Source organism: Amycolatopsis sp. CB00013 (genome assembly GCF_001905755.1).
GTDB classification, from domain to species: Bacteria; Actinomycetota; Actinomycetes; order Mycobacteriales; family Pseudonocardiaceae; genus Amycolatopsis; species Amycolatopsis japonica.
In genome coordinates this window covers 241,898-266,330 of record NZ_LIWC01000006.1, presented here as the reverse complement: position 1 = coordinate 266,330, position 24,433 = coordinate 241,898, and the positions used below count along the sequence as shown (strand labels likewise).

The following is a 24,433-nucleotide window of genomic DNA, read 5'->3' as shown; positions in this document are numbered from 1 at the left end:
TAGCAAAGGTCCCTTGCTCTCCCCGGCAGGGGATCAGCGCCGCCGCCGCTTCGACCGAGGCCGAGGCGGCAACGAGTCCGCGGTGGCGTCTTCGACCTCCTCCGAAACAGGCGCCGGGTCCGGAGTGGTGTCGGCCAGCCCCAGCATCTCCGCCGCGAGCTGCTGCGAAGACGCGAACACGCCCGAAGGCCGGTCCCGCGCCCGCCGCAAGGACGAAGGCCGCAGCCGGTTGTACCCGCGCACCGAAACCGGCCGCCGCGTGCGGACCTCGAACTGCGGGAACTCCGAGAGCTCGGTGGCGAGTTCCTTGTCCACCAGGATGGTGCCCGGTCGCGCGGTCGAGGTGAGGCGGGCGGCGAGGTTCACGACCGAGCCGTAGACGTCGCCGAACCGGCTGAGGATCCGTCCCGACGCCAGGCCGGCGCGTACGGCGGGCAGGGTTTCGTCGGCGTCGGCGCGTTCGGACAGGGCGAGGGCGATCTCGGCGCCGTCGACGGCGGAATCGGCGACGAACAGCACCTCGTCGCCGATCATCTTCACGATCCGTCCGTGATGGTCGGCGATCACCTCGGTGGCGACGGATTCGAACCGGTCGAGGATGTCGGTGAGTTCGTCCTCGTCGACCTGCCTGGTCAGCCGGGTGTAGCCGACCATGTCGACGAACCCGACCACCTCGGTCCTGGCCTCGAGATCCTCGTCCGGCATGGCCATCGCCCGGCCGGCGTAGGCCGCGAGGTGGCGGCGCCAGACGAACTCCTGCACCTTCTCCAGCTCGGGTAGCAGCCGTTCGACGAGCCGCCCGATCTGGCGTTCGCTGCTGCCGATCTCCTTGTTCTCGGTGATCATCGTCCACAGCATGTGGACCTGCCATTCCGCGAGCCGCGAAAGGTGCTGGCCCAGCGCGCGCGTCACGGCGAGCTCGATGCCCGGATCGATCAGGCCCGAGTTCATCAGCTGGTCCGCCGTGCGGATCGCCTCGATGTCGGCGTCGGTGAAGACGACCTCGTCGTCATCGACGGTCGCGAAGCCCAGCGCACGCCAAAGCCGCCGAGAGCGTTCCTCGGGAACGCCTGCCTTCTCGGCGACTTCGAGCCGGGTGTATTTGCGTTTCCCGCCGAGCAGGATCCGTTCGAGACGCTGTTGCAGCGCGTCGGGCGAGATCTCGCCGGGTTCGGGCATCAGGTGGTGTGGACGATGAGCACGTCCACCCCGGACTTCCGCGCGACTTCGGACGGCACGGAGCCGAGGATGCGGCCCGCGAGCGTGTTCAGCCCGCGGTTGCCGACCACCAGCAGATCCGCGGAGCGCTCGGCGACGACCTTGCGCAGCGAGTCGACCGGGTCGCCGACCACCGCGGCGGTGTCGATGTTCTTCGCGCCGGCCTTCGCCGCCCGGTCGCGGGCGGACAGGAGGGTGTCCTCGGCCGGGGCCGAGCCCACCACCTGGTACGCCTCGTCACCGAGGACATCCTGCGCCTTCTCCACGTCGCCCTTGTTGGCGGGGTAGTAGGCGCACACGATGACCAGGGTCGCTCCGGAGTCCCCGGCGACGCCCGCCGCCCGGTCGACCGCGGCGAACGAAGAATCCGAGCCGTCCGTGCCCACGACCACGGTCCGATATGCAGCCATCCGCAACCTCCACCGATCTGACAGCCCGCACCTGCGTGCGAGCAGCGACGATAACCGCTCGTCGGCGGCCCCGCAGGCCGTCGTGAGCACGGTCGGGTGAAAAGGTTACTCGCCAGTCGGTTTCTGCGCTGCCGCAGGTCGCGGTGAAGCCTTCGCGCCGGATGTGGCCTTCGGCACATCGGCCGTCCGGAGCTGCACGGTGGCTTCCGCGTCCGGCGACGGCTTCGCCTTCAGGTCCGCCGGGACATGCGGCTCGTCGCCGAGCACGTGCGTCGCCTCGGCGAGCGCGGTCCGCGCGGTGCGGACCTGCTCGGCCAGGCTGGAGCGCACCTTGCGGAGCGCTTCGACCCGTTCGGTGGCCTGCGTGATCCGCCGGTTGGACTCTTCGGTGGCCTGCCGGACGCGGCGGCGTGCCTCGTCGGCCGCCTCGGCGAGCCGGGCGTTGGCCTCGGTGATCGAGTCCTGCTTGCGCTTGTTGGCGTCGGCGACGGACTCGCGCTGACGGCGTTCGATGTCGGCCTTGGCCGCCGTCTCCTCTTCGAGCACCTTCGCGCGGATGGCGGCGGCGTCCTCGGTGGCCTCGCGGACGCGGCGCGCGGCCTCGGCCTTGCTCGCGGCCTCCTGCTCGGCCAGCGCGTGCATGGCCTCGGTACGCCGCGACGCCATCGCGATCTCGAAGTCCTCTTCGACCTGAGTGCGACGCTGCTGCGCCTCGGCGTCGAGCTTGTCGCGCTCGGCCTTCGCCTTGTCGGTGATGTCCTTCGCCTCGGCGCGGGCCTTCTCCAGCACGCCGCGGTGCTCGGCCTCCATCTCCTTGCGACGGAGGTCGAGCTCGTTGAGCAGCTGCTCGTAGCGGGCCCGCATGGCGCTCGCGTCGGTCTCGGCCTTGGCGCGGATGTGCCCGGCTTCGGCTTCCGCGCGCGCCTTGGTGTCGGCGGCCTCGTCCTGCGCGAGCCGCAACATCCGCTGCAGCCGCTCGGAAAGGCCTTCGACACTCGTCGGCGGCTGGGCGAGCCTGTCGACCTGCCCGCGCAGATCCGCGATCTCGCCGCGCGCGATCTCCAGCTGCCGTGCCAGGTCGCCCGCCTGTCCGATGGCGGCATCGCGATCGGCGGTGAGCATCTTCAGATCGGCGTCAAGCCGTTCGAGATGTTCGTCGACCTGCGCACGGCTGTAACCGCGCTTCGCCACGTCGAAGCCGGCTCCCAGCGGCACTAGCTCCCGTTCCTCGCCAAGGCTCATCCTTCTACCGTAGTCGAGCTGGAGTCACGGAAGGGTGAGCACCCACGCAACGCGCGGCGAAAGCGCGTTCTGGCGCGTTAAACGTTCCGGAAAGCGTTGATGCCGTCGATGTGCTTTTCGCGCAGCTCGTGGTTGCGGACACCCAGACCTTCTTCCGGCGCAAGGGCGAGCACACCGACCTTGCCCTGATGCGCGTTGCGGTGGACGTCCAGCGCGGCCTGACCGGTGTCTTCGAGCGCGTAGGTCTTCGACAGCGTCGGGTGGATCAGACCTTTCGCGATCAGCCGGTTCGCCTCCCACGACTCGCGGTAGTTCGCGAAGTGGCTGCCGACGATCCGCTTCAGGTTCATCCACAGGTAGCGGTTGTCGTACTGGTGCATGTAGCCCGAAGTCGACGCGCACGTGACGATCGTGCCGCCCTTGCGCGCGGCGTAGACGGAAGCGCCGAAGGTTTCGCGGCCCGGGTGCTCGAAGACGATGTCCGGGTCCTCGCCGCCGGTCAGCTCGCGGATCTTCTTGCCGAACCGCTGCCACTCCTTCGGGTCCTGGTTGTTTTCGTCCTTCCAGAACTTGTAGCCCTCGGCGTTGCGGTCGATGATCAGCTCCGCGCCGAGCTTCCGGCAGATCTCCGCCTTTTCGGGGCTGGAGACCACGCACACCGGGATGGCGCCGCCGTTGAGCGCGTACTGCGTCGCGTAGGAGCCGAGGCCACCCGAAGCGCCCCAGATCAGCACGACGTCGCCCTGCTTCATGTCGGCACCGTTGCGCGAGACGAGCTGGCGGTAGGCCGTGGAGTTCACCAGACCGGGGGAGGCAGCCTCTTCCCAGGTGAGGTGGTCCGGCTTCGGCATCAGCTGGTTCGACTTCACGAGCGCGATTTCGGCGAGCCCGCCGAAGTTCGTCTCGAAACCCCAGATCCGCTGCTCGGAGTCGAGCATCGTGTCGTTGTGCCCGTCCGGGCCTTCGAGTTCCACGTTGAGGCAGTGCGCGACGACCTCGTCGCCCGGCTTCCAGTTGTGCACGCCGGGGCCGGTGCGCAGCACGACGCCGGACAGGTCCGAGCCGACGACGTGATAGGGCAGGTCGTGGCGCTTCGACAGCGGCGAGAGCCGCCCATAGCGCTCCAGGAACTTGAACGTCGAGACCGGCTCGAAGATCGACGTCCAGACGGTGTTGTAGTTGATCGCGCTCGCCATGACCGCGACCAGCGCCTCGCCGGGGCCGAGCTCCGGCACCGGGACCTCGTCCACGTGCAGCGACTTGCGCGGGTCCTTGTCCCGGCTTTCGAGGCCTTCGAACATGTCGGCCTCGTCCTTGTGCACGGTCACCCCGCGATAGGTCTCCGGCACGTCGAGCGACGCCACGGCGCCGAGGTCATCGTTCAGAATGGCCTGCTGGATCTCGCCGAGCTGCGACATCGAAACCTCCGCGAAAGGGGGGACGGCGTTTGGCGGCTTAAATTACTCATGGGTAACCAGGTCCACAACTGTACGAGACGTGGAGCACGTCCACATCCCGAAGTGTTATCGACCGGTCTTGACCGGCCGGCCAACCAAGCGGACCATCGGACGTGGAGATCTCTCCGACCTGCAGGTTCAGCCGATTTTCGGAGGTGAGCACGCATGAATGAACCCACGACGCGCCCTTGGAGCCGTCCCCATGACTGGGCGGAGGTGGTCATCGGTGTCGTCGTCGCGCTTTCACCCCTCTGGATGACCACGGACAACACCGCCATGTGGACGCTCGTCGTCCTCGGCGCGCTGGTCGCCCTCGACGGTCTCGCGTCGCTTGCGATGCCTGGCATGGTCTACGGCGAAGGCATCCAGATCGTTCTGGGCGCGCTGCTGTTCATTTCGCCCTGGGTGATGGGATACGCCGACTTCATGGGCGCGTCCTGGACCGCTTGGATCGGTGGCGTCCTGACCGTGGTGGCCGGGGCGGCGGCGATGCCGATCGCCCAGGCGACGCACAAGACGGCGGGACAGCACTGACCCGGGAGGGAACGGCGTGAAAGAGGATTCGGCGAAACAGCGCATCCTGCGAGCCGCGGAGGCGCTCTTCGCCGAATCCGGTTTCGACGCCACGCCCACTTCGCGGATCGCGGAGCGGGCGGGCGTGCCGAAAGGCCTCGTGCACTACTACTTCCGGCGCAAGTCGGATCTGCTGGCCGCGCTGGTCGCCGAACTGCCCGACGCCCGGATCGAACCGGCCGTCGTGGTGGTCCCCGGCGACCTCGCGGGCAGCCTGCGCGGCCTCGTCGTGGAACTCGACAGGCGGTTCAACCGGTCGCTGGCGCTCTCACACCTGCTGTGGCGGGAAGCCGATACGCATCGCGCGGTCCGCGACGCGCTGGCCGAACGGTTCCAGCAGCTCGTCCGGCAGGTGAAGGCGGTGATCGTCGCCGCGACCGGCGGCAAACTCGCGATCGCCGACGTCGATTCGGCCTCGGGCCTGCTCGCGCGGGCGGTGAGCCACCGCCACGCGACGGCGCGGCACACCGAAGACGGGGACCCCGCCGAGATCGACCGCGAAGTCCTCTTCATCGCCTCGGCGTTGACGCGGGGTCAGTGACCGTCCTTCGCGGGCTCGACCAGTTCCACCAGCACACCGCCGGCGTCCTTGGGGTGGACGAAGTTCACCCGGCTGTTGGACGTGCCGCGTTTCGCCTCGGCGTAGAGCAGCCGGAGTCCCTGCGCGCGCAGGGACTCGGCCGCGGCGTCCACATCGGACACTCGATACGCCAGCTGTTGCAGCCCGGGCCCGCTCTTCGCGAGGAACTTGCCGATCGCGGAATCGTCGCGCAGCGGCGCGAGGAGCTGGATCGCGGTCTCGGTCCCGGCGGTGCCCGGCGCGCGCAGCATCGCCTCGCGGACACCCTGCTCCTCGTTGATCTCCTCGTGCGCGACCTCCAGGCCGAAATGCTCGGCGTGGAAGGCGATCGCGGCGTCGAGATCGGGTACCGCGATGCCGACGTGGTCGATGGCCGTCACGAACGGTTTCAGCGCCTGGTTCATGCAGAGCAGGATAGGTGCGCGGGCGGGCGGACCGGCGTGCGCCGCCTCACACTGGCTCCATCAAGAGGCCCGTGACCCGGGTATGGTCGCGAAGACCCCCTTTGCCCTTGCGCCGATGCTTGGAGGACGCCGTGTCCGGTTCCGTGATCCTGGGTGCCGCCCGTACACCGATCGGGCGATTGCTCGGTTCCCTGAAGGATTTCTCGGGCGCACAACTGGGCGGATTCGCCATCAAGGCGGCACTTGAGCAGGCCGGTGTCTCCCCGGACGCGGTCCAGTACACGATCATGGGCCAGGTGCTCACGGCCGGCGCGGGCCAGATCCCGGCCCGTCAGGCCGCGGTCGCCGCCGGTATCCCGATGAGCGTCCCGGCGCTGACCATCAACAAGGTCTGCCTCTCCGGTCTCGACGCCATCGCGCTGGCCGACCAGCTCATCCGCGCGGGTGAGTTCGACCTGATCGTGGCCGGTGGCCAGGAGTCGATGACCCAGTCGCCGCATCTGCTGCCGAAGTCCCGCTCCGGGTTCAAGTACGGCGACACGACCCTCGTCGACCACATGGCCTACGACGGTCTGTTCTGCGCCTTCGACCAGGTCGCGATGGGCTCTTCGACGGAGAAGTACAACAGCCGCTACGGGCTCACCCGCGAGCAGCAGGACGAGTTCTCCGCGCGTTCGCACCAGCGCGCCGCCGCCGCGATCGCCGAGGGCCGCTTCGACGCCGAGATCGCGCCGGTGTCGATCCCGCAGCGCAAGGGCGACCCGATCGTCTTCTCGCAGGACGAGGGCGTCCGCGCCGACACCACCGCCGAAGGCCTCGCGAAGCTGCGTCCCGCCTTCGCCTCCGACGGCACCATCACCGCGGGCTCGGCTTCGCAGATCTCCGACGGCGCGGCCGCGGTCATCGTCGCGAGCAAGGCCAAGGCCGAGGAGCTGGGCCTGACCCCGCTCGCCGAGATCGGCGCGCACGGCGTGGTCGCCGGCCCGGACGCCAGCCTGCACGAGCAGCCGTCGAACGCGATCCTGGCCGCGCTGGCCAAGGAGAAGCTGACCGCGGACGCGCTCGACCTCGTCGAGATCAACGAGGCGTTCGCCGCCGTCGGCCTGGTTTCGGCCGACAAGCTCGGGCTCGACCCGGAGAAGGTCAACGTCGACGGTGGCGCCATCGCTCTCGGTCACCCGATCGGCGCGTCCGGCGCGCGGCTCGCCGTGCACCTGATCCACGAACTCCGCCGTCGCGGCGGCGGCCTCGGCGCGGCCGCCCTCTGCGGTGGCGGTGGCCAGGGCGACGCGCTGCTCCTCCGCGTCCCGTAAAGCCCTTGCCGGTACAGCTGGACATCGACGAACTGGTCGGTCGCGCGCGGGACGGCGTCCCCCGCGCGATCGCCCGGTTGCTGTCGCTGGTCGAGGACGCCCATCCGCGGTTGCCCGAGGTCGCGGCGAAGCTGACGCCGCACACCGGCAACGCGCGGATAGTCGGCCTGACCGGGCCACCCGGTGTCGGTAAGTCGACATCGACTTCCGCGCTGCTCACGGCTTTACGGGCGAAAGGCCTGCGCGTCGGCGTACTGGCGATCGACCCGTCGTCGCCGTTCTCCGGCGGCGCGCTGCTCGGCGACCGGATCCGGATGACCGAACACGCCACCGATCCCGGCGTGTTCATCCGGTCGATGGCCACGCGCGGCCATCTCGGCGGGTTGTCGTGGGCGACGCCGCAGGCCGTCCGGGTACTCGACGCGGCCGGATTCGACGTCGTGCTGATCGAGACCGTCGGCGTCGGTCAGTCCGAAGTGGACGTCGTGAAACTGGCCGACACCACCGTGGTCCTGCTCGCGCCCGGGATGGGCGACGGGATCCAGGCGGCCAAGGCAGGCGTGCTGGAGATCGCGGACGTGTTCGTGGTCAACAAGGCCGACCGCGAGGGCGCGGACGCGACCGTGCACGACCTCAAGCAGATGATCTCGTTGGTACGCCGGGAGATCCGCGGTCCGAGCTGGCGTCAGCCGATCGTGCGAACGGTGGCGTCGCGCGGCGAAGGCGTGGAGGACGTCGTCCGCGCGCTCGACGAACACCACGATTGGCTGGTCCGGCGCGACGAACTGCCCCGCCGTCGTGCGGCGCGGGCCCGGGAGGAGGTCGAGGCGATCGCCGTGCAGCGGTTGCGCGCGGAAATCGTCGACCTGCGTTCCGGGGACCGGCTCACCGAATTGGCCGAACGCGTGGTCGCGCGGAAACTCGACCCGTTCGCGGCGGCCGAAGAACTCATCGGAGATCTTCGCGGTTCGTGAGGGTTCAGAGGATTTCGATGACGCGGACCTTCGGCGGCCGGTTCGGGAAACTGATGTCGGTCCACCGGTTGATGCGCACGTCGGCGCCATTGCTGTCGTAGTACATCAGGTCGTTGTTGCCGGTGTAGATCCGGTCGATCCACCAGCCGCCGAAACCGATCCGCCCGCGGTTGGCGTAGCAGTCGACGCTGCTGCTCCCGCCGAGATGCGACCAGATCTTCAGGAAGTTCTCCCCATCGCGGCAAGGGATGTGGTCGATGGCGAACGAGGTGCCGGTCGGGACGAGCAGGCTGAACGCGGCGGCAGCGGCGGCCGCCACGGTCAGGACGCGTTTCTTGATCGAGAACACGGAATTCTCCTTTAGTCGTGGAAAAGGAGCCTGTGCTTCGAGCATCTCGATCACCGGTGGCGCATGTCAATTTCCCGGTACGCCGGGACAGGCAACTCTGGTCTTACGGGCAGCGGTCAGAATTCGACGTACATCTTGATGTCGCCGAAGTCGCTGTCGAGATTGTCCAGATGGGCGATCGCGTCCTCTTTCCAGACTTCGAGCTGGTTCGTCTCGCCGTACGTGAGCTGTTCGCCGTCGGCCACCTTGTGGGCGTACGTGGTGATCGTGACGGTCTGCCCCCGGCAGAACTCGACCCGCTCCAGGAACCTGTCCGCCATGTCGGGATCGAAGACACGGCCCATCCGGACGTAGCCGTTGTTGATGTGCTCCTCGCAGTAGAAGTGCGCCGCCGCCGAGGCGATCCACTCGGTCAGCGACGGTTCGCGCGGCGGCCACTTCTCCCGGACGTGCGATTTGATCTCCCTGGCGAGGCGGATGACGCGGCGCCGTTCGAGGTCGCTCAGCCCGTCCTCCTTGCGGAAGTCGAGGATCATGTCGTCGACGACCTTGGCGAGCCTGAGCATGCGCGGTTTGTCGAGTTCGGCCGGTTTCTCCGGCGGCAGCCCCGCCATGACCCGCTCGTGCACGAGGACGTACTGCGTGTACGCGTACAGGAAGGTCAGGGCGTTCAGCTGCCATTGGTGTCGTTCGGCGATCTCCACGGCTTCGACCCTAACCGCGGACCTACTTCCGGACCTGTGTGAGCGCCGGGGATTCACCCTATGCTCTCTTCTTCGTCCACGGCTGGGAGGCAGGAACCGTGCAGAGGATCGCGAAGGTCTTTGTGGCAGTGCTGGGAGCCGGGCTGATGCTCGCGGCCGGCACCGGAACGGCGTCGGCGGAAGGCGCGCCACCGAAGGTCACGAAGGGGCCGTGCCAGTACACGCAGACGCCGGACGACCCGGCCGCGCGCCCGGTCCCGCTGCCGCCGGACCCCCGTCGGACGCCGGACCGGGGCAAGGTCCCGGTACAGCTGAAGACGAACCAGGGCACCATCGATCTGACCCTCGATCGGGCGAAGGCGCCGTGCACGGTGCAGAGCTTCCTGCACCTGGCGAAGCACCGGTTCTACGACCGCACGACGTGTCACCGGCTGACCGCGTACCCGACGTTGAAGGTGCTGCAGTGCGGTGACCCGAGCGGCACCGGCGAGGGCGGCCCCGGCTACAAGTACAAGGACGAACTGCCCGTCGGCCTGCCGCCCGCGCCGACCGACCCGACCGGTGAGCGCAAGGTGTATTCGCGCGGCGTCCTCGCGATGGCCAACGCGGGCCCGGCGACGAACGGGAGCCAGTTCTTCGTGGTGTACGGCGACTCCGCGCTGCGGCCGAACTACACGATCTTCGGCACCGTCGGGCACGAAGGCCTCGAAACCCTCGACGACGTCGCCGCCGGTGGCATCCAGCCGACTCCGGAGAACCCCGCCCCGGTCGACGGCGCCCCGGTGCTGAAGACCGACATCCTCCGGGCCCGCGCCTGGTTCTGCTAGGTGACCCCACGCATTTAGTCCTCTGGATGCGGTGGTTCGCGATGCCGACTACCGCATTCAGAGGACGAAACGCGGGGGTGAGGGTCAGGTGACCTCGAAGATGGCCTCGCGCAAGGCCTGGGTGGCGCCGCCGAAAGCGTGCTTCGCGGCGGCGCCGTACCCGATGATGAGCCCCTCGCGCTGCGGCTCGCCGATCCAGTAGCCGCTGAGGCCTTCGAGCCCGATCGCGCGACGGCGGCAGGCGGCCAGCACCTCCATCTCCCTCGGGACCTCGCCGGGGAACTGGAGCACCAAATGCAGACCGGCGGAGATCCCTTGCGGCAGCACGGAATCCGGTAGGGCCGCGAGCAGCTTGTCCCGCCGGGAGCGGTACTCGATCCGGCAGCGGCGGATGTGCTGGTCGTAGGCGCCCGATTCGATCAGTTCGGCCATCGCCAGCTGATCCAGCAGCGCGGGCCGTGCCCCGCTCTCGGCCAGCGCCGCGCGCACCGGTTCGACCAGGAACCGCGGCAGCACCATCCATCCCAGGCGTAGCGACGGCGCGAGCGTCTTGCTCGTCGTGCCCACGTACACGACCCGTTCCGGCGCCAGCGCCTGCAATGCGCCGACCTGCTGGTGGTCGAACCGGAACTCGCCGTCGTAGTCGTCTTCGATGACGACGGCGCCGGTTTCCTCCGCCCAGCGGGTGAGTTCCGCCCGTCGCTGAGGGGCGAGCGTGACACCCAGCGGGTACTGGTGCGCCGGGGTGACCACCACCGCCGGACTGTCCAAAGAGGACACGGTGATCCCATGGTCGTCGACGGGGACGCCGACCACGCGGGGGCCGTTGGCGGCGGCGATGTTCCGGTAGATGTGCAGCGACGGGTTCTCGAACGCGATCTCGTCCGCGCCGCGCGCGTGCAGGACCCGCGCCAGGATCGCGATCGCGTGCGAGAACCCGGAGCACACCAGGATCCTCGCGGGGTCGGCGATCACGCCGCGGCTGCGGGCGAGATAAGCGGCGAGCGTCTCCCGCAGTTCCGCCGCGCCGGATTCGGCCGTGTAGTCGAACGCCGTCATCGGCGCCCGGTGCAAGGCCCGGCGGGTGGCCGCGAGCCAGGCGGCGCGGGGGAACGCGGACAGGTTCGGCCTGCCGGGCCGCAGATCCCAGCGCGGCGCCGGGTCGCGGGGGACGGGCCTCGGCGCCGACGCGGGCAGCGCGCCCGCCGTCGCGACGCGGGTCGGGGCGCCCTGCGCCGTCCGCAGGTAGCCCTCGGCGGCGAGATCGGCGTAGACGCGGGTGACCGTTCCCCTGGCGACGCCCAGGTCCTGCGCCAATGCCCTGGTCGAGGGCACCGCTGCGCCAGCTTGCCAGCGTCCGTCCCGGATCGCCGCGCGGATCGCCGTCGCGAGCCCGGTCCGGCCGCTTTCGGGCCGCCAGTCCAGGTGGACGTCTATTCCCGAACTGGACCACGAATCTGCCATGACACTGGACCATACTCGTGGGCCAGTCGCCGCTAGATTCGCAGTCATGACCGAGCGAATCCACGTGGGCAAACGAGTGCCCGAGATCTACCAGGCCATGGCGAAGCTCCAGGCCGAAGTCGAGAAGGCCGCCGCCAACGCGGGCGTCGACCAGAAGATCCTCGAACTGGTGAAGATGCGCTCGTCGCAGATCAACCACTGCGCGTTCTGCCTCGACATGCACTCCCACGACGCGTTGCAGATGGGCGAGTCGCCGCGGCGGCTGTTCGTGCTGCAGGGCTGGCGGGAGACCGAACTGTTCACCGAGCAGGAGCGTGCCGCGCTCGCGCTCACCGAGGCGATCACGAACGTCGCGACCCTGCACGACGTCCCGGACGACGTCTACGAAGAGGCCACGCGCGTCTTCACCGAGGAGCAGTACCGCGCCATCGTCTGGGAGGCGATCGCGATCAACAGCTGGAACCGGATGTGCGTGACCAGCTACGCGCCGCTGCCCGAGCGCGCCGAATGACCGCGGCGCGGCTGCGAGAACTGCACGTCGCGGGCGAGCCGCTCCTCCTGCCGAACGCGTGGGACGCCGACAGCGCGCGTCTCGTGGAGGCCGCCGGGTTCCCGGTCGTGGCGACGAGTTCGTTCGCCGTGGCCAAGGTCCTCGGGTACGACGACGGGGAGGACGCGCCCGCCGACGAGATGTTCGCGGCGGCCGCGAGGATCGCGCGGGCGGTCTCGGTGCCGGTGACCGTCGACGCGGAAGGCGGGTACGGGCTCGAAGCGGGAGAACTCGCGGCGAGGCTGACCGAAGTGGGCGCCGTCGGCTGCAACTACGAGGACACCGACCATGCGTCGGGCGGCGTCCTCCCGGTGGAGACACAGGCGGAACGGGTCGCGAAGTTGCGCGAGGCCGCCGGGGACGCGCTGGTGATCAACGCCCGCGTCGACGTCTTCCTCGGCGCGGCCGACGAGCGGGCGGTCCTGGATGACGCGATCTTGCGGGCGAAGGCGTATCTGGAAGCCGGGGCGGACTGCGTCTACCCGATCATGGTGAAGTCGCCGGAAGTGCTGGGCGAGTTCGTGAAAGCGGTGGCACCGGGGGCGGTCAACGCTTCTCCGATGCCTGCGGGCCCTGATCTCTCCGCGCTCGCCGCACTGGGGGTGGCGCGGATCTCTCTGGGCACCGGGCTGTGGAAGTCGGCGAGGGCCGATCTCCGCGCGAAGCTGGCCGAACTGACGGCGGGGAAACTGCCGTACTGAAGGGGAATGGGAACCGGGGCGGTGCGGCCGGGGGCGTTGGATGCCGGCCGCACCGTCCCGGCGATTAGTGGGCGACGGCCTTTTCGGCGCCCGCTCCGGTCAGGGACCGGACCTCCATCTCCGCGTACTTCTTCTGGTTGTGCTCCTTGGACAGCACGGTCCCGAGCCAGCCGAGGAAGAACGCCACGGGGATCGAGATGATGCCGGGGTTGTCCAGCGGGAACCAGTGGAAGTCGACGCCCTGGATCATCGAGGCGCTCTTCCCGGTCTTGGCGTCGACAGGCTTCCCCGAGACGGCGGGCGAGAACACGATCAGCAGGATGCAGACCGCGAGACCGCCGTAGATGCTCCACAGCGCGCCTTGGGTGTTGAATCGCTTCCAGAACAGCGAGTAGAGGATGGTCGGCAGGTTCGCCGACGCCGCCACCGCGAACGCGAGTGCCACCAGGAACGCGATGTTCTGCCCGTTGGCGAGGATGCCGCCGAGGATCGCGACCGCGCCGATCACCAGCGCGGTGATCCTGGCGACCTTCACCTCCGAAGCCGGGGTCGCCTTGCCCTTCTTGATCACGTTGGCGTAGACGTCGTGCGCGAACGACGCCGACGCGGTGATCGTCAGTCCCGCGACCACGGCGAGGATCGTCGCGAAGGCGATCGCCGCGATCAGGCCGAGCAGGATCGGGCCGCCGAGTTCCAGCGCCAGCAGCGGGGCCGCCGAGTTCACGCCACCGGGAGCGGCCTTGATCTTGTCCGCGCCGACCAGCGCGCCGGCACCGTAGCCGAGCACCAGGGTGAACAGATAGAAGACGCCGATCAGGCCGATGGCCCACACCACGGAACGACGGGCTTCCTTCGCCGTCGGCACGGTGTAGAAGCGCATCAGGACGTGCGGCAGGCCCGCGGTACCGAGGACCAGCGCGATGCCCAGCGACAGGAAGTCGAGCTTCGTCGTGCCGGTCTTGCCGTACTGGTTGCCCGGCCCGAGCAGCGCCTCACCGGCCTTGCCCGCCTTGTCCACCGCGCCCTGCAGCAGCGAGGAGAGGTTGAAGCCGTACATGCCCAGCACCCACAGCGTCATCGCCAGCGCGCCGACGATGAGCAGCGCCGCCTTGATGATCTGGACCCAGGTGGTGCCCTTCATCCCGCCGATGAGCACGTAGGCGATCATGATGATGCCGACGATCACGATGATCGCGGCCTGCCCGGCCTTGCTCTCGATCCCGAGCAGCAACGCGACGAGGCCACCGGCGCCCGCCATCTGCGCGAGCAGGTAGAAGAACGACACGGCCAGGGTGGACGTCGCCGCCGCGGCCCGCACCGGGCGCTGCTTCATCCGGAACGCCAGCACGTCGCCCATGGTGAACTTGCCGGTGTTGCGCAGCAGTTCCGCGACCAGCAGCAACGCCACCAGCCACGCCACCAGGAAGCCGATGGAGTAGAGGAAACCGTCGTAGCCGTAGACGGCGATCGCGCCCGCGATCCCGAGGAACGACGCGGCGGAAAGGTAGTCGCCCGCGATGGCGACGCCGTTCTGCGGACCGGTGAACGCGCGGCCGGCGGCGTAGTAGTCCGACGCGGTCTTCGTGTTGCGGCTCGCCCGGAACACGACGAACAGCGTGACCACCACGAACAGGCCGAAGATGGTGATGTTGAGTACGGGGCTGCTGCCCTCGACTCCGGCGGCGAGGGTCATTTGGCCTCACTCTCGATGTCCGTGCGGATCTTCTCCGCGATGGGGTCGAGTTTCTTGTTCGCGTAGCGGACGTAGAGCCCCGTGATCACGAAGGTCGAAACGAACTGCAGCAGACCGAAGACCAGCCCGACGGTGATGTTGCCGACCAGCTTCGTGCTCATGAAGCCGTGCGCGTAGTCGGCGAGCAGCACGTAGAGCAGGTACCAGAGGAGGAACAACGCCGAGACGGGGAAGACGAACCGGCGCAACCGAGCCCGCAGTTCCTTGAACTCCGCGCTGTCATGGGCTTTGTCCCAGTCGACGTCGGGCGGACTGGGAGTGTCCGTTTCGGTACTCATCGTGCTCTCCTCGCGCCGCGAATGTGTTCCGCGACACGTTAAGGAGAGGTCAAGGAGACCGGAACCTTCAGCGGTTCAAACGTCTGCCGAGACGACGAACGGTCGACGAACGGTGGTCGGACCACGACGAAGGGGTCTCGGCCGTGCGATCGTCCAAATGCAGCCGCAGCATCGCGGCCGTGGACCAGGCGGGAGGCCTGCCCCGCCAGGAAACCACGATCATTACGCCGAATGCCAGCGGAACCGACCAAGGCGCGGGCTGCGACACCAGGATCGCGGGCAGGCCGCTCAGGCTGGGGACGAACAGGGCCACCAGGATCGAGCCCGAAGACGCGACGAGCCCGGCGAGGACACCGCTGATCGCGCCCGCGGCGGTGAGCCGGTTCCACCAGATGCCGAGCACCAGCAACGGGCAGAACGTCGACGCGGCCACGGTGAAACCCCAGGTGACGAGGACACCGGCGTCCAATCTGGCCGACGGCAACGCGAGCAGGACCATCACCGCCGCCGCGCCGAGTACCGACCATCGCAGTCTCCTCAGGCCGCCGGGCGCGAGGTCGTGCGCGACCGCGCCGGAGATCACCAGCAGCAACCCGAGCGACGTCGCCAGGAACGCGGCGAACGCGCCCGCCGTCAGCAGCCCGGTGAACAGCGATCCCGCCCAGCCGTCGTCGATCTGCGCCGGCAACGCGACGACGACCGTGTCCGTCGCGCCGGAGACGTACAGCTCGGGCACCAGCACCCGGCCGAAAACGCCGTAAATCCCTGGGAACAGGTAGAAGACGCCGAGCAGGGCGACGGTGATCGCCGCGGTCCGGCGGGCGGCGCGGCCGTCCGGGCTGGTGTGGAAGCGCATCAGGACATGCGGCAGGCCCATCGTGCCGAGCATGGTGGCGATCAGGATCGCCCACGTGCCGAGCAGCGGATAGCCCTGGTCGCCGAGGTCGAGCAGCGGCCGTTGCCAGTCCGGCCCGCCGAGCGGGGCACCGCCCCGGACGGCGGGAACCGGGGTCCCTTCGGCGAATTCCAGGGTCTCGCCGCTCCTGGCCACCAGCTCACCCGGTGGCACGACATGCTTTTCCGGCGTGAGCAGGGTGGTCGGCTCGCGCAGGGTCAGCGTCACGTCGATCTCGAAGGACAGCCGGGTGTCGCGGGCGAAGTGGGTGAATTCCACCGGATGCACCGAAGCCGACCGCTGCTCCGGGGACACCTGGGAGACCAGCCAGATCGCGGGAACGATGAACAGCAGCAGTTTCAGCACGAACTGGAAGGCCTGGACGTAGGTCGCCGCACGCATCCCGCCGAGCGCCAGTGTCGCGCTGACGGCGGTGCCCGCGATGACGACACCGACCCAGTACGGTGTCCCGCCGACCGCGGTGAGCACGAGCCCCGCCGTACGGAATTGCGGTACCAGGTAAAGGGTTCCGATCACGAGGACGACCACGGCGGCGAGGCGGCGCAGGGCGGGGGAGGCGAGCCGCGCTTCGGCGAAGTCCGGCACGGTGAGCGCGCCGGAGCGCCGCATCGGCGCGGCGACGAGCACCAGCATCGCGATGTACCCGGCGGTGAACCCGACCGGATACCAGAGCGCGCCGATCCCGTCCTTCACCACCAGCCCCGCGACGCCGAGGAACGACGCCGCGGACAGGTATTCGCCGGAGACCGCGGCGGAGTTGACCAAGGGTGAGATCCGGCGCGAGGCGACGAGGAAATCCGACGTCGTGCGCATGGCCGCTACCCCGCGCAACCCGATCAGCAGGGTGACCAGCACGACCGGGGCCACCGAGAGCGCCGCGACCACTATTCGTCCTCGATCTTTTCCGCCCGGCGCAACTGCCACCACGACAGCAGGGCCATGGCCGGGTACGGGAGGATCGCGATCATCAGCCAGGACAGCGGGATACCCAGCAGTCGCACCGAATCCAGCCCGGGGAAGATCCCGAACACCAGCGGGAGCCCGAAGACCAGCCCGAACATCCCGGCCAGCGCGGGGAGTCCGCGACGGCGCTGGGCGCGGTACAGCAGGTCCGCGCGTTCGGCGTCGCTCGCCGCCAGCCGGGGGACGCGCCAGCGGCCGCGTGCCCGGGGCCGCGACCGCGCGAGCCGGGTCTGCGGGCTGGTGACGGCGACCCGTTTGACGCGGCTCACGGGCGGCCTCCCCGGCCCAGTTCCCCGCGTTGCGCGGCGGCGAGCAGCCGGTCCCGCAGATCGCGCGCGTGGCGGCGGCTCACCGGCACGTCACCCGCCTCCGTATGCGCCAGCAGCCCGCCGGTGGTGTCGCTGCGCAGTTCGAGCACCGCGTCCACGGCGAGCAGGAAACCCCGGTGGACACGGGTGAATCCCGTTCCCTCCCAATACTCTTCGAGCCGGGAGATCGGCATCCGCGTGACGTGGACACCGGATTTCGTGTGCAACCGGACGTAATCGCCGTGCGCCTCGACGAACTGGACGTCGTCGCGCCGGACGTACCGGGTGCGCCCGCCGGATTCCACCGGCAGCGCGGACATCGCGTCCGGCGCGGGTTTCGGCTCGTCGGGCTGGTTGCCCGCCATCCGGACCACTTTGGACAGTGCGGCGGACAGCCGTTCCGCGCGGACCGGTTTGAGCAGGTAGTCGACCGCGCCGATACCGTACGCGGCCACGGCGTGCCCGTCGTGCGCGGTGACGAACACGATCACCGGCGGTTCGTTGAGCCGCGCCAGCAGGGAGGCGAGTTCGAGCCCGTCGAGACCCGGCATGGAGATGTCGAGGAACACGGCGTCGAAATGACTGCCCTGCAACAGCTTGAGCGCGTTGACCGCGTCACCCGCGGCGACCACTTCGGCGACTTCCGGAGCTTCGCGCAGCAGGCTGCACAGCTCGTCGAGGGCGGGCGGGACGTCGTCGACCGCCAGCACCCGCAGCCCGTTCGTCACGGCAGCACCCCCGGCTGGAATCGGGGAACCCGCACCACGACCCTGGTACCCGCGCCGGACTCGGTCTCCACCGTCAGGCCGTACCAGGGGCCGTAGACGCTGCGCAGCCTTCTGTCCACATTGGCCAGTCCGACGCCGCCGTCGTCGCCGCGCCCGGCCAGGATCGCCGCCGCGCGTGCGGGGTCCATGCCGACACCGTCGTCCTCGACGCTGATCACGCAGTCGTTCCCTTCCGCCATTCCCTGAACCTGGATGAACCCCGCCTCGGCGCGTGGCTCGATCCCGTGCCGGATCGCGTTCTCCACCAACGGTTCCAGCACGAGGTACGGCACCGCGACGGCCAGCACCTCCGGCGCGACGCGCACCTGCACGCGTAGCCGTTCGCCGAGCACGGCGCGCTGCAACGCCAAGTACGTCTCGATGGCGCGGAACTCCTCGGCGACCATCGTGTACTCGCCGTGCCGCGCGAGGCTGTAGCGCGTGTACTCGGCGAAATCGAGCATCAGGTCGCGGGCGCGGTCCGGATCGGAGCGGACCAGCGAGGAGATCACGGTGAGCGCGTTGTAGACGAAATGCGGCGAGATCTCGGCCCGCAACGCCCGCAGTTCCGCCTCGGCGGCCTGCTCGGCGGAGGCCTCCAGCCTGCCGCGTTCGAGCGCGTGGACGACGAGTTCGACGGCCTGGCGGGCGACGGCGTTCGTGGTTTCGGTGACCAGGAGAACCCCGGCCAGTTCGTCGTGGACGTGCAGGGGCATCGCCAGCAGCCCGGGTTCGGACACGTGCGTCTCGGAGTGGAGGACCTCGTCGAGCGCCGCGACCACGACGTCGTCGGCGGCCGGTCGGCCCGACCAGATCAGCGAGCCGGAGAGGTCGGTCAGCCCGAGGCCGGGGACGTCGAACAGCCGTCGGAGGCCGTGCGCCGCATGGCGGGCGCGGGGTCCGGCGAGGCCGTCCATGAGGTCGTCGGAAACGCGCTGGGCGGCGGCGAGCACCGGCACCGGATCCGCGCTCGCGGCCGGACGCCAGGGCAGACGGGTGGTCATCCGGCCTCCTCCACGACGTCGGGGCCTAGATCCTAACGTCGGTGCGTGGTTTCGCCGGTTACGCTCCGGGCATGGTCCCCGGTGATGCGGTGATGGTGCGCCTGGACGTCGTGATGCGGCGGGTCGCGATGGTCGGTTTCGTGGTGTTCGGCGTCGGCGGCCTGGTGGCCGTCGTACTGGCGTTGTTCTCCGGCTCGGTGTCCGGGGTGGTGTTCAGCCTGCTCAGCGTGGCTTTCGCGGGGCTGATCCTGCTCGCTCTGCGGAAGTCGGCTAGTTCGTTGGTGATTTCCGCTGTGGGGTTCTCGGTGCCGGGCGTGTTCGAGGTCCGGTGGACCGAGGTGATCCGGCTGCGGGTGTACCGGGAGAAGCGGCGGGTGGGGCGGTGGATGCACTGGTGGCACTACCGGCTCGACTGGACCGGCTCGGGGCCCGAAGTGTTGCTTGAGGACGGCGAGTACTTGTACGCGCTGGGGCACCTTGGTGGGGGCGCTCGGCTGTACGCGGCTCTCACGCGCTTCGCGCCCGCTGGGGTGGTCGAGTTCGCCGAGTGAGCCGGTCCCGAACGCTATGAAAGGTCCTTTCCTTGCAAAATTTGCAAGGAAAGGACCTTTCATGGCATTACCAAAGCGCGTCAGCAGCTCTGCTTGTAGAAGTACTGGGCGTTCGCGTCCATGTTCGCCTTGGTGATCGAGTGCAGCGAAGCGGTCAGGTTCCGCGTCACCGGCTTGCCCTCCAGCGCCGCGATGGCCTGCTGCACGCCCTGCTGCCCGATGGCGGCCGGGTCCTGCGCGATGAGGCCCTGGTACTCGCCCTTCTTCAGGCCCTCGATCTCCGACGGCGAGGCGTCGAAACCGATCAGGTTGACCGCGCCGACCTTGCCCGCGTTCCGCAGACCGGTCGCGGCGCCCTCACCGGTGTTGAGGTTGGTCGCGAAGATGCCGATCAGGTCCGGGGTGGACGCCAGCGCGGCGGTCACCTTGGACGCGGCCTGGTCAGGCTCGTTCTGGGTGAACTGCACCCCCGCCGACTTCAGGTTCGGGTAGTTCTTCAGCTCGTCCTCGAAACCCTTCGCGCGGGTGTTCGTGGTCGACGTGCCGGCGATGGTGTCGAGCACCAGCACCGAACCGGTCTTGCCCGCGGCCAGTTCCGCCATCGTCTTCGCGGCGAGCTTGCCGCCCTCGGCGTTGTCCGACGAGATCGACGACTCGGCCACGCTGGTGTCCTTCAGCGCGGTGTCGACCTCGATGATCTTCGAGCCGCGGCCCTTGACCTGCTGGATCGGCGCGAGCATCGCCTGGGCGTCGGTCGGCGCGATGAGCAGCGCGGCGGGCGGGTTGGAGCCCAGCGCGTTGACGAGCTGGGTCTGCATGGCCGCGTCGAACTTCTGCGGGGCCTGCGTGGTGAGCTCGTAGCCCGCCTTCTTGGCCTCGGCCTCGGCGCCGCATTGCATCGAGATGTAGAACGGCTCGGCCTGCACGCCCGGGATGAGCGACAGTTTCTTGTTGTTGGTCTTGGCGCCGGAGTCGCCCGACGGCGCCTCGCCGACGGTGCCACCGCCGCAGGCGCTCAGCAGAAGGGCCGCGGACAGGGCGGCACCGGTCACGAGCAGGGTCTTCTTCATGGGGATTGCACCTCTTTGTGCATGGATTGGGTTGACGTTGCGAAGCAGTTCCGTTGAGGGTGGCGGTGGGGCGGGGAGGGATCAGCGAGAATTGCGGCGACGACGGCGCCGCTGGTCGAACCAGACCGCGGCGATCAGCACCGCGCCGACCGCGATCATCTGCCAGAAGTCCTGGACCTGCGTGATGTTGAAGCCCTTCTTCAGCACGGCCGGGATGAACACGCCGATCACCGTGCCCAGCACCGAACCGACGCCGCCGAAGAGACTCGTCCCGCCCATCACCGTGGCGGCGATGGCGTTGAGGTTGTCGGTGGTGTGCGCCGAAATCGTCGTCGACGCGTAGTACGCCAGCGAGAGGAAACCGGCGACACCGGCGAGGAAACCGGTGAGCGTGTACACCTTCAGCAGGTGCGCGGTCACCCCGATGCCCGCCCGCCGCGCGCCCTCGGCGTTCGAGCCGACGGCGTAGGTGTAGCGGCCGAATTTGGTGGTGTGCAACAACCAGGCGCCGATCAGCGTGATCACCACGGCCACCAGCACCAGGTTCGGCACGCCGCCGAACGACGTCCCGTAGCCGAGCGTCTTGTTGAGCTCGGTCGGCACGCTGCGCACGTCGGACCCGTTGTTCAGCAGGTACGCGGCGCCGAGCGCGGCACCCATCGTGCCGAGCGTGACGATCAGCGGCGGGATGTTCGCCACCGCGATCAGGAAACCGTTGATCAGGCCCCAGATCGTGCCCGCGACGACGGCCGCCACGAGCCCGGCGGTGATGACGCCCCAACCGGCCTTCGTCGCGTCGCCGTCCGGGCTCAGCGCCTCCATCGTCTTGCCGGCCACCATGCCCGCGAAGATCAGCACCGAGCCGACCGAGAGGTCGATTCCGGAGGTGATGATCACGAACGTCATGCCGACCGAGAGCACCAGCAGCACCGAAGTTTCGATGAGCAGGGTCTGGAAGGTGAACAGCGTCGCGAACTCGGCGGGCGCGATCGCGGTGAACACGATGATCAGCGCCAGCAGCACCAGCGCGATCCAGAACGTGTTGGCCCCGATGAGCCGTTGCCCGATCGAACGTTTGCCGAAGCCACCGTCCACGGAGGTCTGGATCTCGGGGCCGTTCTTCGTCGGAGTGGACACGGTCACGCCGCCTCCTCTTGTACGAGGGCGCCCGTCATCGCGGCGACCAGGTCTTCCAGTTTCGTGCCGTCGCCGGTGAACCGGGCGACGCGTTTGCCGAGCCGCAGCACCTCGATCCGGTCGGCCACCGACAGCACCTCGGGCATGTTGTGGCTGATCAGCACGACGGCGATGCCCTTGTCCCGCACCTTCTTGATCACGTCGAGCACGCGTTCGCGCTGCACGACGCCGAGCGCGGCCGTCGGCTCGTCCATGAACACGACCTTCGACGCCCAGACGACCGAACGCGCGACGGCGACACTTTGCCGCTGCCCACCCGAAAGCGAGCCGATGGGGACGTCGGTGCTCTGCAGGGTCACGCCGAGCCGCTGGAACTCCTCCACGGCCTGGCGTTTCATCTCCTTCTTGTCCAGCATCCCGAGCTTGCCGAGGATCCCCTTGCGGTGGATCTCCCTGCCGAGGAACAGGTTCGCGGCCGGGTCGAGTTCCGGGGCGACCGCGAGGTCCTGGTACACCGTCTCGATGCCCATCCGCCGTGCCGTGGTGGGGGAGTCGAGCACCACCGCGGAACCGTCGAGCAGGATGCTGCCGGACGTCGGCTGTTCCGCACCGGACAGGCATTTGACCAAAGTGGACTTCCCGGCGCCGTTGTCGCCGATCAGCGCGGTGACCTCACCGGCGCGGGCCTGGAAGGACGCGCCGCGCAGGGCTTCCACCGAGCCGTAGCGTTTGACGAGGTTCTGTGCGTCGAGCAGGAGTTCGCTCACGATCGCTCCCTCTTCTCGGGTGCCGGCGGACGGCAGCGGATGACCGTGACGTCACCCTCCACAGTGGATTGACCGGCGTCGTGCGGGACCACGTACGTCTCGCCCTTCCGTAGCGCGTACTCGCCGCCGTGTTCGGTGCGGAACGTGCCCGCGCCGTCCATGACGACCAGTACCGCGAACGACGGGTCGAGTGACAACGTTGTCGACGTACCGGAAACGGCGGGGCGGAGCTGATCGGCACGGAAGAACGCGTCACTGCCGTCGGCGAGCAGGTCCACAGTGGACGCTTCATCACCGGCGGTCCGCTTGACGATCGAGCCGAGCCGTTCTTCGTCCCAGCCTGTGGTGTCCAGGGTTTCGATGGCGGTCTCGAAGCCGATGCCGAGGTGCGCCTTCTCCGGGTTCGCCAGGAAGTCGCGCCATTCCAGGGTGAGCGAGAAGTCGGTCGGCTGCTGGAGTTCGACGACGAACACGCCTTCGCCGATCGCGTGCGGCAGGCCCGCCGGGATGTAGACCGTGTCGCCGGGCGTGACCGCGACGCTGTTCAGCGCCTCGAGCATGGCGGGCGCGTCCTGGGTGCGGGCCCATTCGTTGACCGTCGCTTTGTCGACGGTCTCCTTGAAGCCGGGGTAGACGCGCGGGTCGTCGCCGTAGGTGCCGACCACGATCCACGCCTCGGTCTTGCCGAAGTGCGAGTCGAAATGCCGCTTCGCGAACGAGTCCGACGGGTGGAAGTGCACGGGCAGGCGCTGACCCGCGTCGAGCAGCTTCACCAGCAGACCGGTCGAATCGCCGAGCGCTTCGACGTGCTTGGCGCCGAGCCAGGCGGCCGGGTTCTCGCGGACGGCGTCGCGCAGCCAGACCCCGCCGGGCAGCTTGGTCAGGCCGTTGGTCTCCTGGCCGAACATCGTGGTGGCCGAGCCGACCCAGTCTTCGGGCCCGAATTTGGACTCCGACGGGGCGCCCCGCAACGCGGCGATGGCGTCGCCGCCGCGGTAGAACTGCGGCGGCTGGTTCGCCGGCAGGCGGATCGGTTCGAGGTGACCGCTCATGAAGGCGCGACCTCCCCGGAACCGCGGGCTACGAGATGCACGGGCAGAACTACCTTTCTCGGTGCGGATTGATCTCCCTGTACCCGGGCGAACAGCAGTTCCGCGGCCGCCCGGCCCAGCGCGCTCACGTCGTGCGCGATCACGGAGACCGGCGGATCCAGCAGATCCGCCAGTTCGAAGTCGTCGAAGCTGATCATCGCGGGACGCCGCTCCGCGTGGGCCAGCGCGCGCAGCAGGTGCACGGCGACCCGGTTGTTGCCCGCGACCACGGCGGTGGCCGGATTCGCGCCGGTGAGCAGCCGTTTCACGGCGTCGCCGACGCTCTCGGCGGTCGGCGTCCGCATCACGACGAGGCTGTCGTCGAAGGGGATCCCGTTGCGCACGCAGCCTTCCCGGAATCCGCGCAGGCGCTCGCCCGCGGTGAAGATGTCGGGACTGTCGGCGAGGAACGCGATCCGGCGATGGCCGTGTTTCGCGAGGTGGGCGACCGCTTCGACGGTGCCGCCGATGTTGTCGACCAGCACCGTGTCGGCCATGATGTCGCCGGCGGGCCGGTCGAGGAACACCACGGGCGTGCCGGCGCGCATCTCGGGGACCAGGTAGCCGTGCTGCATCCCGGCGGGGACGACGAGGATGCCGTCCACCCGGCGGGAGCAGAACTCCAGGACGAGTTCGCGTTCGCGGTCGGAGTTCTCCTCCGACGACCCGGTCAGCACCTGGCGGCCGAACGAGGTCGCGATACGTTCCACCGCCCGGTTGAGCTCGGAGTAGAAGGGGTTGCCGACGTCTTCGACGATCAGGCCGATCGTCCCGGTCGTCGAGCCGCGCCGCAGGTTCCGCGCGCCGAGGTTGCGCCGGAACCCGAGCTGCTCGATCGCCGCCATGACGCGCTCCGCGGTGTCCGGATGGACGGCGGGCTCGTCGTTCACCACCCGCGAGACGGTCTTGATGCTCACGCCCGCGAGCCGGGCCACGTCACTCATCGTGGCCCGTCGGCCGGTTGTGCGGTGGCCGTTGTCCGGTCCGCTGGAAGACAACGTTGTCATAGTGGCCGGAATTGAACGCCAGCGACGCCGCCGTGTCAATGCCCGGTTCGTCCTG

General features: G+C 69.0%; 27 protein-coding genes. 8 read left to right on the top strand and 19 right to left on the bottom strand.

From position 1 onward, the window contains the following. Positions 1-33: 33 nt before the first annotated feature. From AMK34_RS34690 to ccrA, 4 genes are all read right to left on the bottom strand, one after another. On the bottom strand, positions 34-1,179 hold the full coding sequence (locus AMK34_RS34690; RefSeq protein WP_073848178.1) for an adenylate/guanylate cyclase domain-containing protein: 1,146 nt from the start codon (positions 1,177-1,179) through the stop codon (positions 34-36). Then, positions 1,179-1,628, bottom strand: a complete 450-nt coding sequence (locus AMK34_RS34685) for a universal stress protein (RefSeq protein ID WP_037341714.1) — start codon at positions 1,626-1,628, stop codon at positions 1,179-1,181. Before AMK34_RS34685 ends, AMK34_RS34690 begins: the two co-directional genes overlap by 1 nt. A 105-nt stretch (positions 1,629-1,733) precedes the next feature. Continuing rightward, positions 1,734-2,843, bottom strand: coding sequence for a chromosome segregation protein (locus tag AMK34_RS34680; RefSeq protein ID WP_038509216.1), 1,110 nt, complete (start codon positions 2,841-2,843; stop codon positions 1,734-1,736). Positions 2,844-2,947: 104 nt separating this feature from the next. Beyond that, positions 2,948-4,288 carry a crotonyl-CoA carboxylase/reductase gene (gene ccrA, locus AMK34_RS34675; protein WP_038509217.1) on the bottom strand — a complete coding sequence of 447 codons (1,341 nt, stop codon included), beginning with the start codon at positions 4,286-4,288 and terminating at the stop codon, positions 2,948-2,950. Positions 4,289-4,492: 204 nt separating this feature from the next. Between ccrA and AMK34_RS34670 the strand changes: the two genes are divergently transcribed. Beyond that, positions 4,493-4,861, top strand: coding sequence for an SPW repeat protein (locus tag AMK34_RS34670; protein WP_038509218.1), 369 nt, complete (start codon positions 4,493-4,495; stop codon positions 4,859-4,861). A gap of 16 nt (positions 4,862-4,877) precedes the next feature. Next, positions 4,878-5,441, top strand: coding sequence for a TetR/AcrR family transcriptional regulator (locus tag AMK34_RS34665; protein ID WP_037341723.1), 564 nt, complete (start codon positions 4,878-4,880; stop codon positions 5,439-5,441). Here AMK34_RS34665 and mce read toward each other — a convergent pair. Further along, the gene (gene mce, locus AMK34_RS34660) at positions 5,435-5,884 is read right to left on the bottom strand and encodes a methylmalonyl-CoA epimerase (RefSeq protein WP_073848177.1); all 450 of its coding nucleotides are present in this window, start codon (positions 5,882-5,884) and stop codon (positions 5,435-5,437) included. The genes AMK34_RS34665 and mce overlap by 7 nt on opposite strands. Before the next feature lie 131 nt (positions 5,885-6,015). Between mce and AMK34_RS34655 the strand changes: the two genes are divergently transcribed. Together AMK34_RS34655 and meaB are read left to right on the top strand one after the other, a co-directional pair. Beyond that, the gene (locus AMK34_RS34655) at positions 6,016-7,197 is read left to right on the top strand and encodes an acetyl-CoA C-acetyltransferase (protein WP_073848408.1); all 1,182 of its coding nucleotides are present in this window, start codon (positions 6,016-6,018) and stop codon (positions 7,195-7,197) included. 5 nt (positions 7,198-7,202) lie between these two features. Continuing rightward, positions 7,203-8,171 carry a methylmalonyl Co-A mutase-associated GTPase MeaB gene (meaB, locus tag AMK34_RS34650; RefSeq protein ID WP_073848176.1) on the top strand — a complete coding sequence of 323 codons (969 nt, stop codon included), beginning with the start codon at positions 7,203-7,205 and terminating at the stop codon, positions 8,169-8,171. Positions 8,172-8,175: 4 nt separating this feature from the next. On the opposite strand, the gene AMK34_RS34645 is transcribed toward meaB, so the two are convergent. Together AMK34_RS34645 and AMK34_RS34640 are read right to left on the bottom strand one after the other, a co-directional pair. Next, positions 8,176-8,520, bottom strand: a complete 345-nt coding sequence (locus AMK34_RS34645) for a beta/gamma crystallin domain-containing protein (RefSeq protein ID WP_037341734.1) — start codon at positions 8,518-8,520, stop codon at positions 8,176-8,178. Between the two features lie 116 nt (positions 8,521-8,636). Then, a complete protein-coding gene (locus tag AMK34_RS34640; protein ID WP_073848175.1) occupies positions 8,637-9,224 on the bottom strand; it encodes a hypothetical protein in 588 nt (195 codons plus the stop codon). A gap of 146 nt (positions 9,225-9,370) precedes the next feature. On the opposite strand from AMK34_RS34640, the gene AMK34_RS34635 reads away from it, so the two are divergent. Next, positions 9,371-10,051 carry a peptidylprolyl isomerase gene (locus AMK34_RS34635; protein ID WP_051972780.1) on the top strand — a complete coding sequence of 227 codons (681 nt, stop codon included), beginning with the start codon at positions 9,371-9,373 and terminating at the stop codon, positions 10,049-10,051. Between the two features lie 84 nt (positions 10,052-10,135). On the opposite strand, the gene pdxR is transcribed toward AMK34_RS34635, so the two are convergent. Continuing rightward, on the bottom strand, positions 10,136-11,515 hold the full coding sequence (gene pdxR / locus AMK34_RS34630; protein WP_073848174.1) for a MocR-like pyridoxine biosynthesis transcription factor PdxR: 1,380 nt from the start codon (positions 11,513-11,515) through the stop codon (positions 10,136-10,138). 46 nt (positions 11,516-11,561) lie between these two features. On the opposite strand from pdxR, the gene AMK34_RS34625 reads away from it, so the two are divergent. Continuing rightward, positions 11,562-12,026 carry a carboxymuconolactone decarboxylase family protein gene (locus AMK34_RS34625; RefSeq protein WP_073848173.1) on the top strand — a complete coding sequence of 155 codons (465 nt, stop codon included), beginning with the start codon at positions 11,562-11,564 and terminating at the stop codon, positions 12,024-12,026. Continuing rightward, positions 12,023-12,766, top strand: coding sequence for an isocitrate lyase/PEP mutase family protein (locus tag AMK34_RS34620; RefSeq protein ID WP_073848172.1), 744 nt, complete (start codon positions 12,023-12,025; stop codon positions 12,764-12,766). The genes AMK34_RS34625 and AMK34_RS34620 overlap by 4 nt, the downstream gene beginning before the upstream one ends. Positions 12,767-12,830: 64 nt before the next feature. Here AMK34_RS34620 and AMK34_RS34615 read toward each other — a convergent pair whose 3' ends face one another. From AMK34_RS34615 to AMK34_RS34590, 6 genes are all read right to left on the bottom strand, one after another. Further along, positions 12,831-14,459, bottom strand: coding sequence for a solute symporter family protein (locus AMK34_RS34615; RefSeq protein WP_073848171.1), 1,629 nt, complete (start codon positions 14,457-14,459; stop codon positions 12,831-12,833). Continuing rightward, positions 14,456-14,797: a DUF485 domain-containing protein gene (locus AMK34_RS34610; RefSeq protein ID WP_038509228.1), complete on the bottom strand. Its 342-nt coding sequence runs from the start codon at positions 14,795-14,797 to the stop codon at positions 14,456-14,458. Before AMK34_RS34610 ends, AMK34_RS34615 begins: the two co-directional genes overlap by 4 nt. 67 nt (positions 14,798-14,864) lie before the next feature. Beyond that, entirely contained in the window at positions 14,865-16,598 is a 1,734-nt protein-coding gene (locus AMK34_RS34605) for a sodium/solute symporter (RefSeq protein WP_073848170.1), read from the bottom strand. Then, entirely contained in the window at positions 16,598-16,945 is a 348-nt protein-coding gene (locus tag AMK34_RS34600) for a hypothetical protein (protein ID WP_073848169.1), read from the bottom strand. Before AMK34_RS34600 ends, AMK34_RS34605 begins: the two co-directional genes overlap by 1 nt. Further along, complete coding sequence (locus AMK34_RS34595; protein ID WP_016336641.1) at positions 16,942-17,712, bottom strand: LytR/AlgR family response regulator transcription factor; 771 nt, start codon at positions 17,710-17,712, stop codon at positions 16,942-16,944. Before AMK34_RS34595 ends, AMK34_RS34600 begins: the two co-directional genes overlap by 4 nt. Beyond that, positions 17,709-18,755 carry a sensor histidine kinase gene (locus AMK34_RS34590; protein ID WP_073848168.1) on the bottom strand — a complete coding sequence of 349 codons (1,047 nt, stop codon included), beginning with the start codon at positions 18,753-18,755 and terminating at the stop codon, positions 17,709-17,711. The genes AMK34_RS34595 and AMK34_RS34590 overlap by 4 nt, the downstream gene beginning before the upstream one ends. A gap of 71 nt (positions 18,756-18,826) precedes the next feature. On the opposite strand from AMK34_RS34590, the gene AMK34_RS34585 reads away from it, so the two are divergent. Continuing rightward, entirely contained in the window at positions 18,827-19,306 is a 480-nt protein-coding gene (locus AMK34_RS34585; RefSeq protein WP_241832932.1) for a hypothetical protein, read from the top strand. Between the two features lie 80 nt (positions 19,307-19,386). On the opposite strand, the gene AMK34_RS34580 is transcribed toward AMK34_RS34585, so the two are convergent. The 5 genes from AMK34_RS34580 to AMK34_RS34560 form a co-directional block, all read right to left on the bottom strand. Continuing rightward, a complete protein-coding gene (locus AMK34_RS34580) occupies positions 19,387-20,376 on the bottom strand; it encodes an ABC transporter substrate-binding protein (RefSeq protein ID WP_038509234.1) in 990 nt (329 codons plus the stop codon). Positions 20,377-20,457: 81 nt separating this feature from the next. Then, complete coding sequence (locus AMK34_RS34575; protein ID WP_073848166.1) at positions 20,458-21,519, bottom strand: ABC transporter permease; 1,062 nt, start codon at positions 21,517-21,519, stop codon at positions 20,458-20,460. After that, the gene (locus tag AMK34_RS34570; protein ID WP_038509236.1) at positions 21,516-22,280 is read right to left on the bottom strand and encodes an ATP-binding cassette domain-containing protein; all 765 of its coding nucleotides are present in this window, start codon (positions 22,278-22,280) and stop codon (positions 21,516-21,518) included. The genes AMK34_RS34575 and AMK34_RS34570 overlap by 4 nt, the downstream gene beginning before the upstream one ends. Then, positions 22,277-23,332, bottom strand: coding sequence for a class I mannose-6-phosphate isomerase (locus AMK34_RS34565; RefSeq protein ID WP_073848165.1), 1,056 nt, complete (start codon positions 23,330-23,332; stop codon positions 22,277-22,279). Before AMK34_RS34565 ends, AMK34_RS34570 begins: the two co-directional genes overlap by 4 nt. Further along, positions 23,329-24,315, bottom strand: a complete 987-nt coding sequence (locus AMK34_RS34560) for a LacI family DNA-binding transcriptional regulator (RefSeq protein WP_038509238.1) — start codon at positions 24,313-24,315, stop codon at positions 23,329-23,331. The genes AMK34_RS34565 and AMK34_RS34560 overlap by 4 nt, the downstream gene beginning before the upstream one ends. Positions 24,316-24,433 lie beyond the last annotated feature (118 nt).

Bases quoted from the DNA above. Each gene is read 5' to 3' on its own strand.
- AMK34_RS34690 (WP_073848178.1), bottom strand. From the start codon at position 1,179: ATGCCCGAACCCGGCGAGATCTCGCCCGACGCGCTGCAACAGCGTCTC.
- AMK34_RS34685 (WP_037341714.1), bottom strand. From the start codon at position 1,628: ATGGCTGCATATCGGACCGTGGTCGTGGGCACGGACGGCTCGGATTCT.
- ccrA (WP_038509217.1), bottom strand. From the start codon at position 4,288: ATGTCGCAGCTCGGCGAGATCCAGCAGGCCATTCTGAACGATGACCTC.
- AMK34_RS34670 (WP_038509218.1), top strand. From the start codon at position 4,493: ATGAATGAACCCACGACGCGCCCTTGGAGCCGTCCCCATGACTGGGCG.
- mce (WP_073848177.1), bottom strand. From the start codon at position 5,884: ATGAACCAGGCGCTGAAACCGTTCGTGACGGCCATCGACCACGTCGGC.
- AMK34_RS34635 (WP_051972780.1), top strand. From the start codon at position 9,371: ATGCTCGCGGCCGGCACCGGAACGGCGTCGGCGGAAGGCGCGCCACCG.
- pdxR (WP_073848174.1), bottom strand. From the start codon at position 11,515: ATGGCAGATTCGTGGTCCAGTTCGGGAATAGACGTCCACCTGGACTGG.
- AMK34_RS34625 (WP_073848173.1), top strand. From the start codon at position 11,562: ATGACCGAGCGAATCCACGTGGGCAAACGAGTGCCCGAGATCTACCAG.
- AMK34_RS34620 (WP_073848172.1), top strand. From the start codon at position 12,023: ATGACCGCGGCGCGGCTGCGAGAACTGCACGTCGCGGGCGAGCCGCTC.
- AMK34_RS34615 (WP_073848171.1), bottom strand. From the start codon at position 14,459: ATGACCCTCGCCGCCGGAGTCGAGGGCAGCAGCCCCGTACTCAACATC.
- AMK34_RS34610 (WP_038509228.1), bottom strand. From the start codon at position 14,797: ATGAGTACCGAAACGGACACTCCCAGTCCGCCCGACGTCGACTGGGAC.
- AMK34_RS34590 (WP_073848168.1), bottom strand. From the start codon at position 18,755: ATGACCACCCGTCTGCCCTGGCGTCCGGCCGCGAGCGCGGATCCGGTG.
- AMK34_RS34585 (WP_241832932.1), top strand. From the start codon at position 18,827: ATGGTCCCCGGTGATGCGGTGATGGTGCGCCTGGACGTCGTGATGCGG.
- AMK34_RS34580 (WP_038509234.1), bottom strand. From the start codon at position 20,376: ATGAAGAAGACCCTGCTCGTGACCGGTGCCGCCCTGTCCGCGGCCCTT.
- AMK34_RS34565 (WP_073848165.1), bottom strand. From the start codon at position 23,332: ATGAGCGGTCACCTCGAACCGATCCGCCTGCCGGCGAACCAGCCGCCG.
- AMK34_RS34560 (WP_038509238.1), bottom strand. From the start codon at position 24,315: ATGAGTGACGTGGCCCGGCTCGCGGGCGTGAGCATCAAGACCGTCTCG.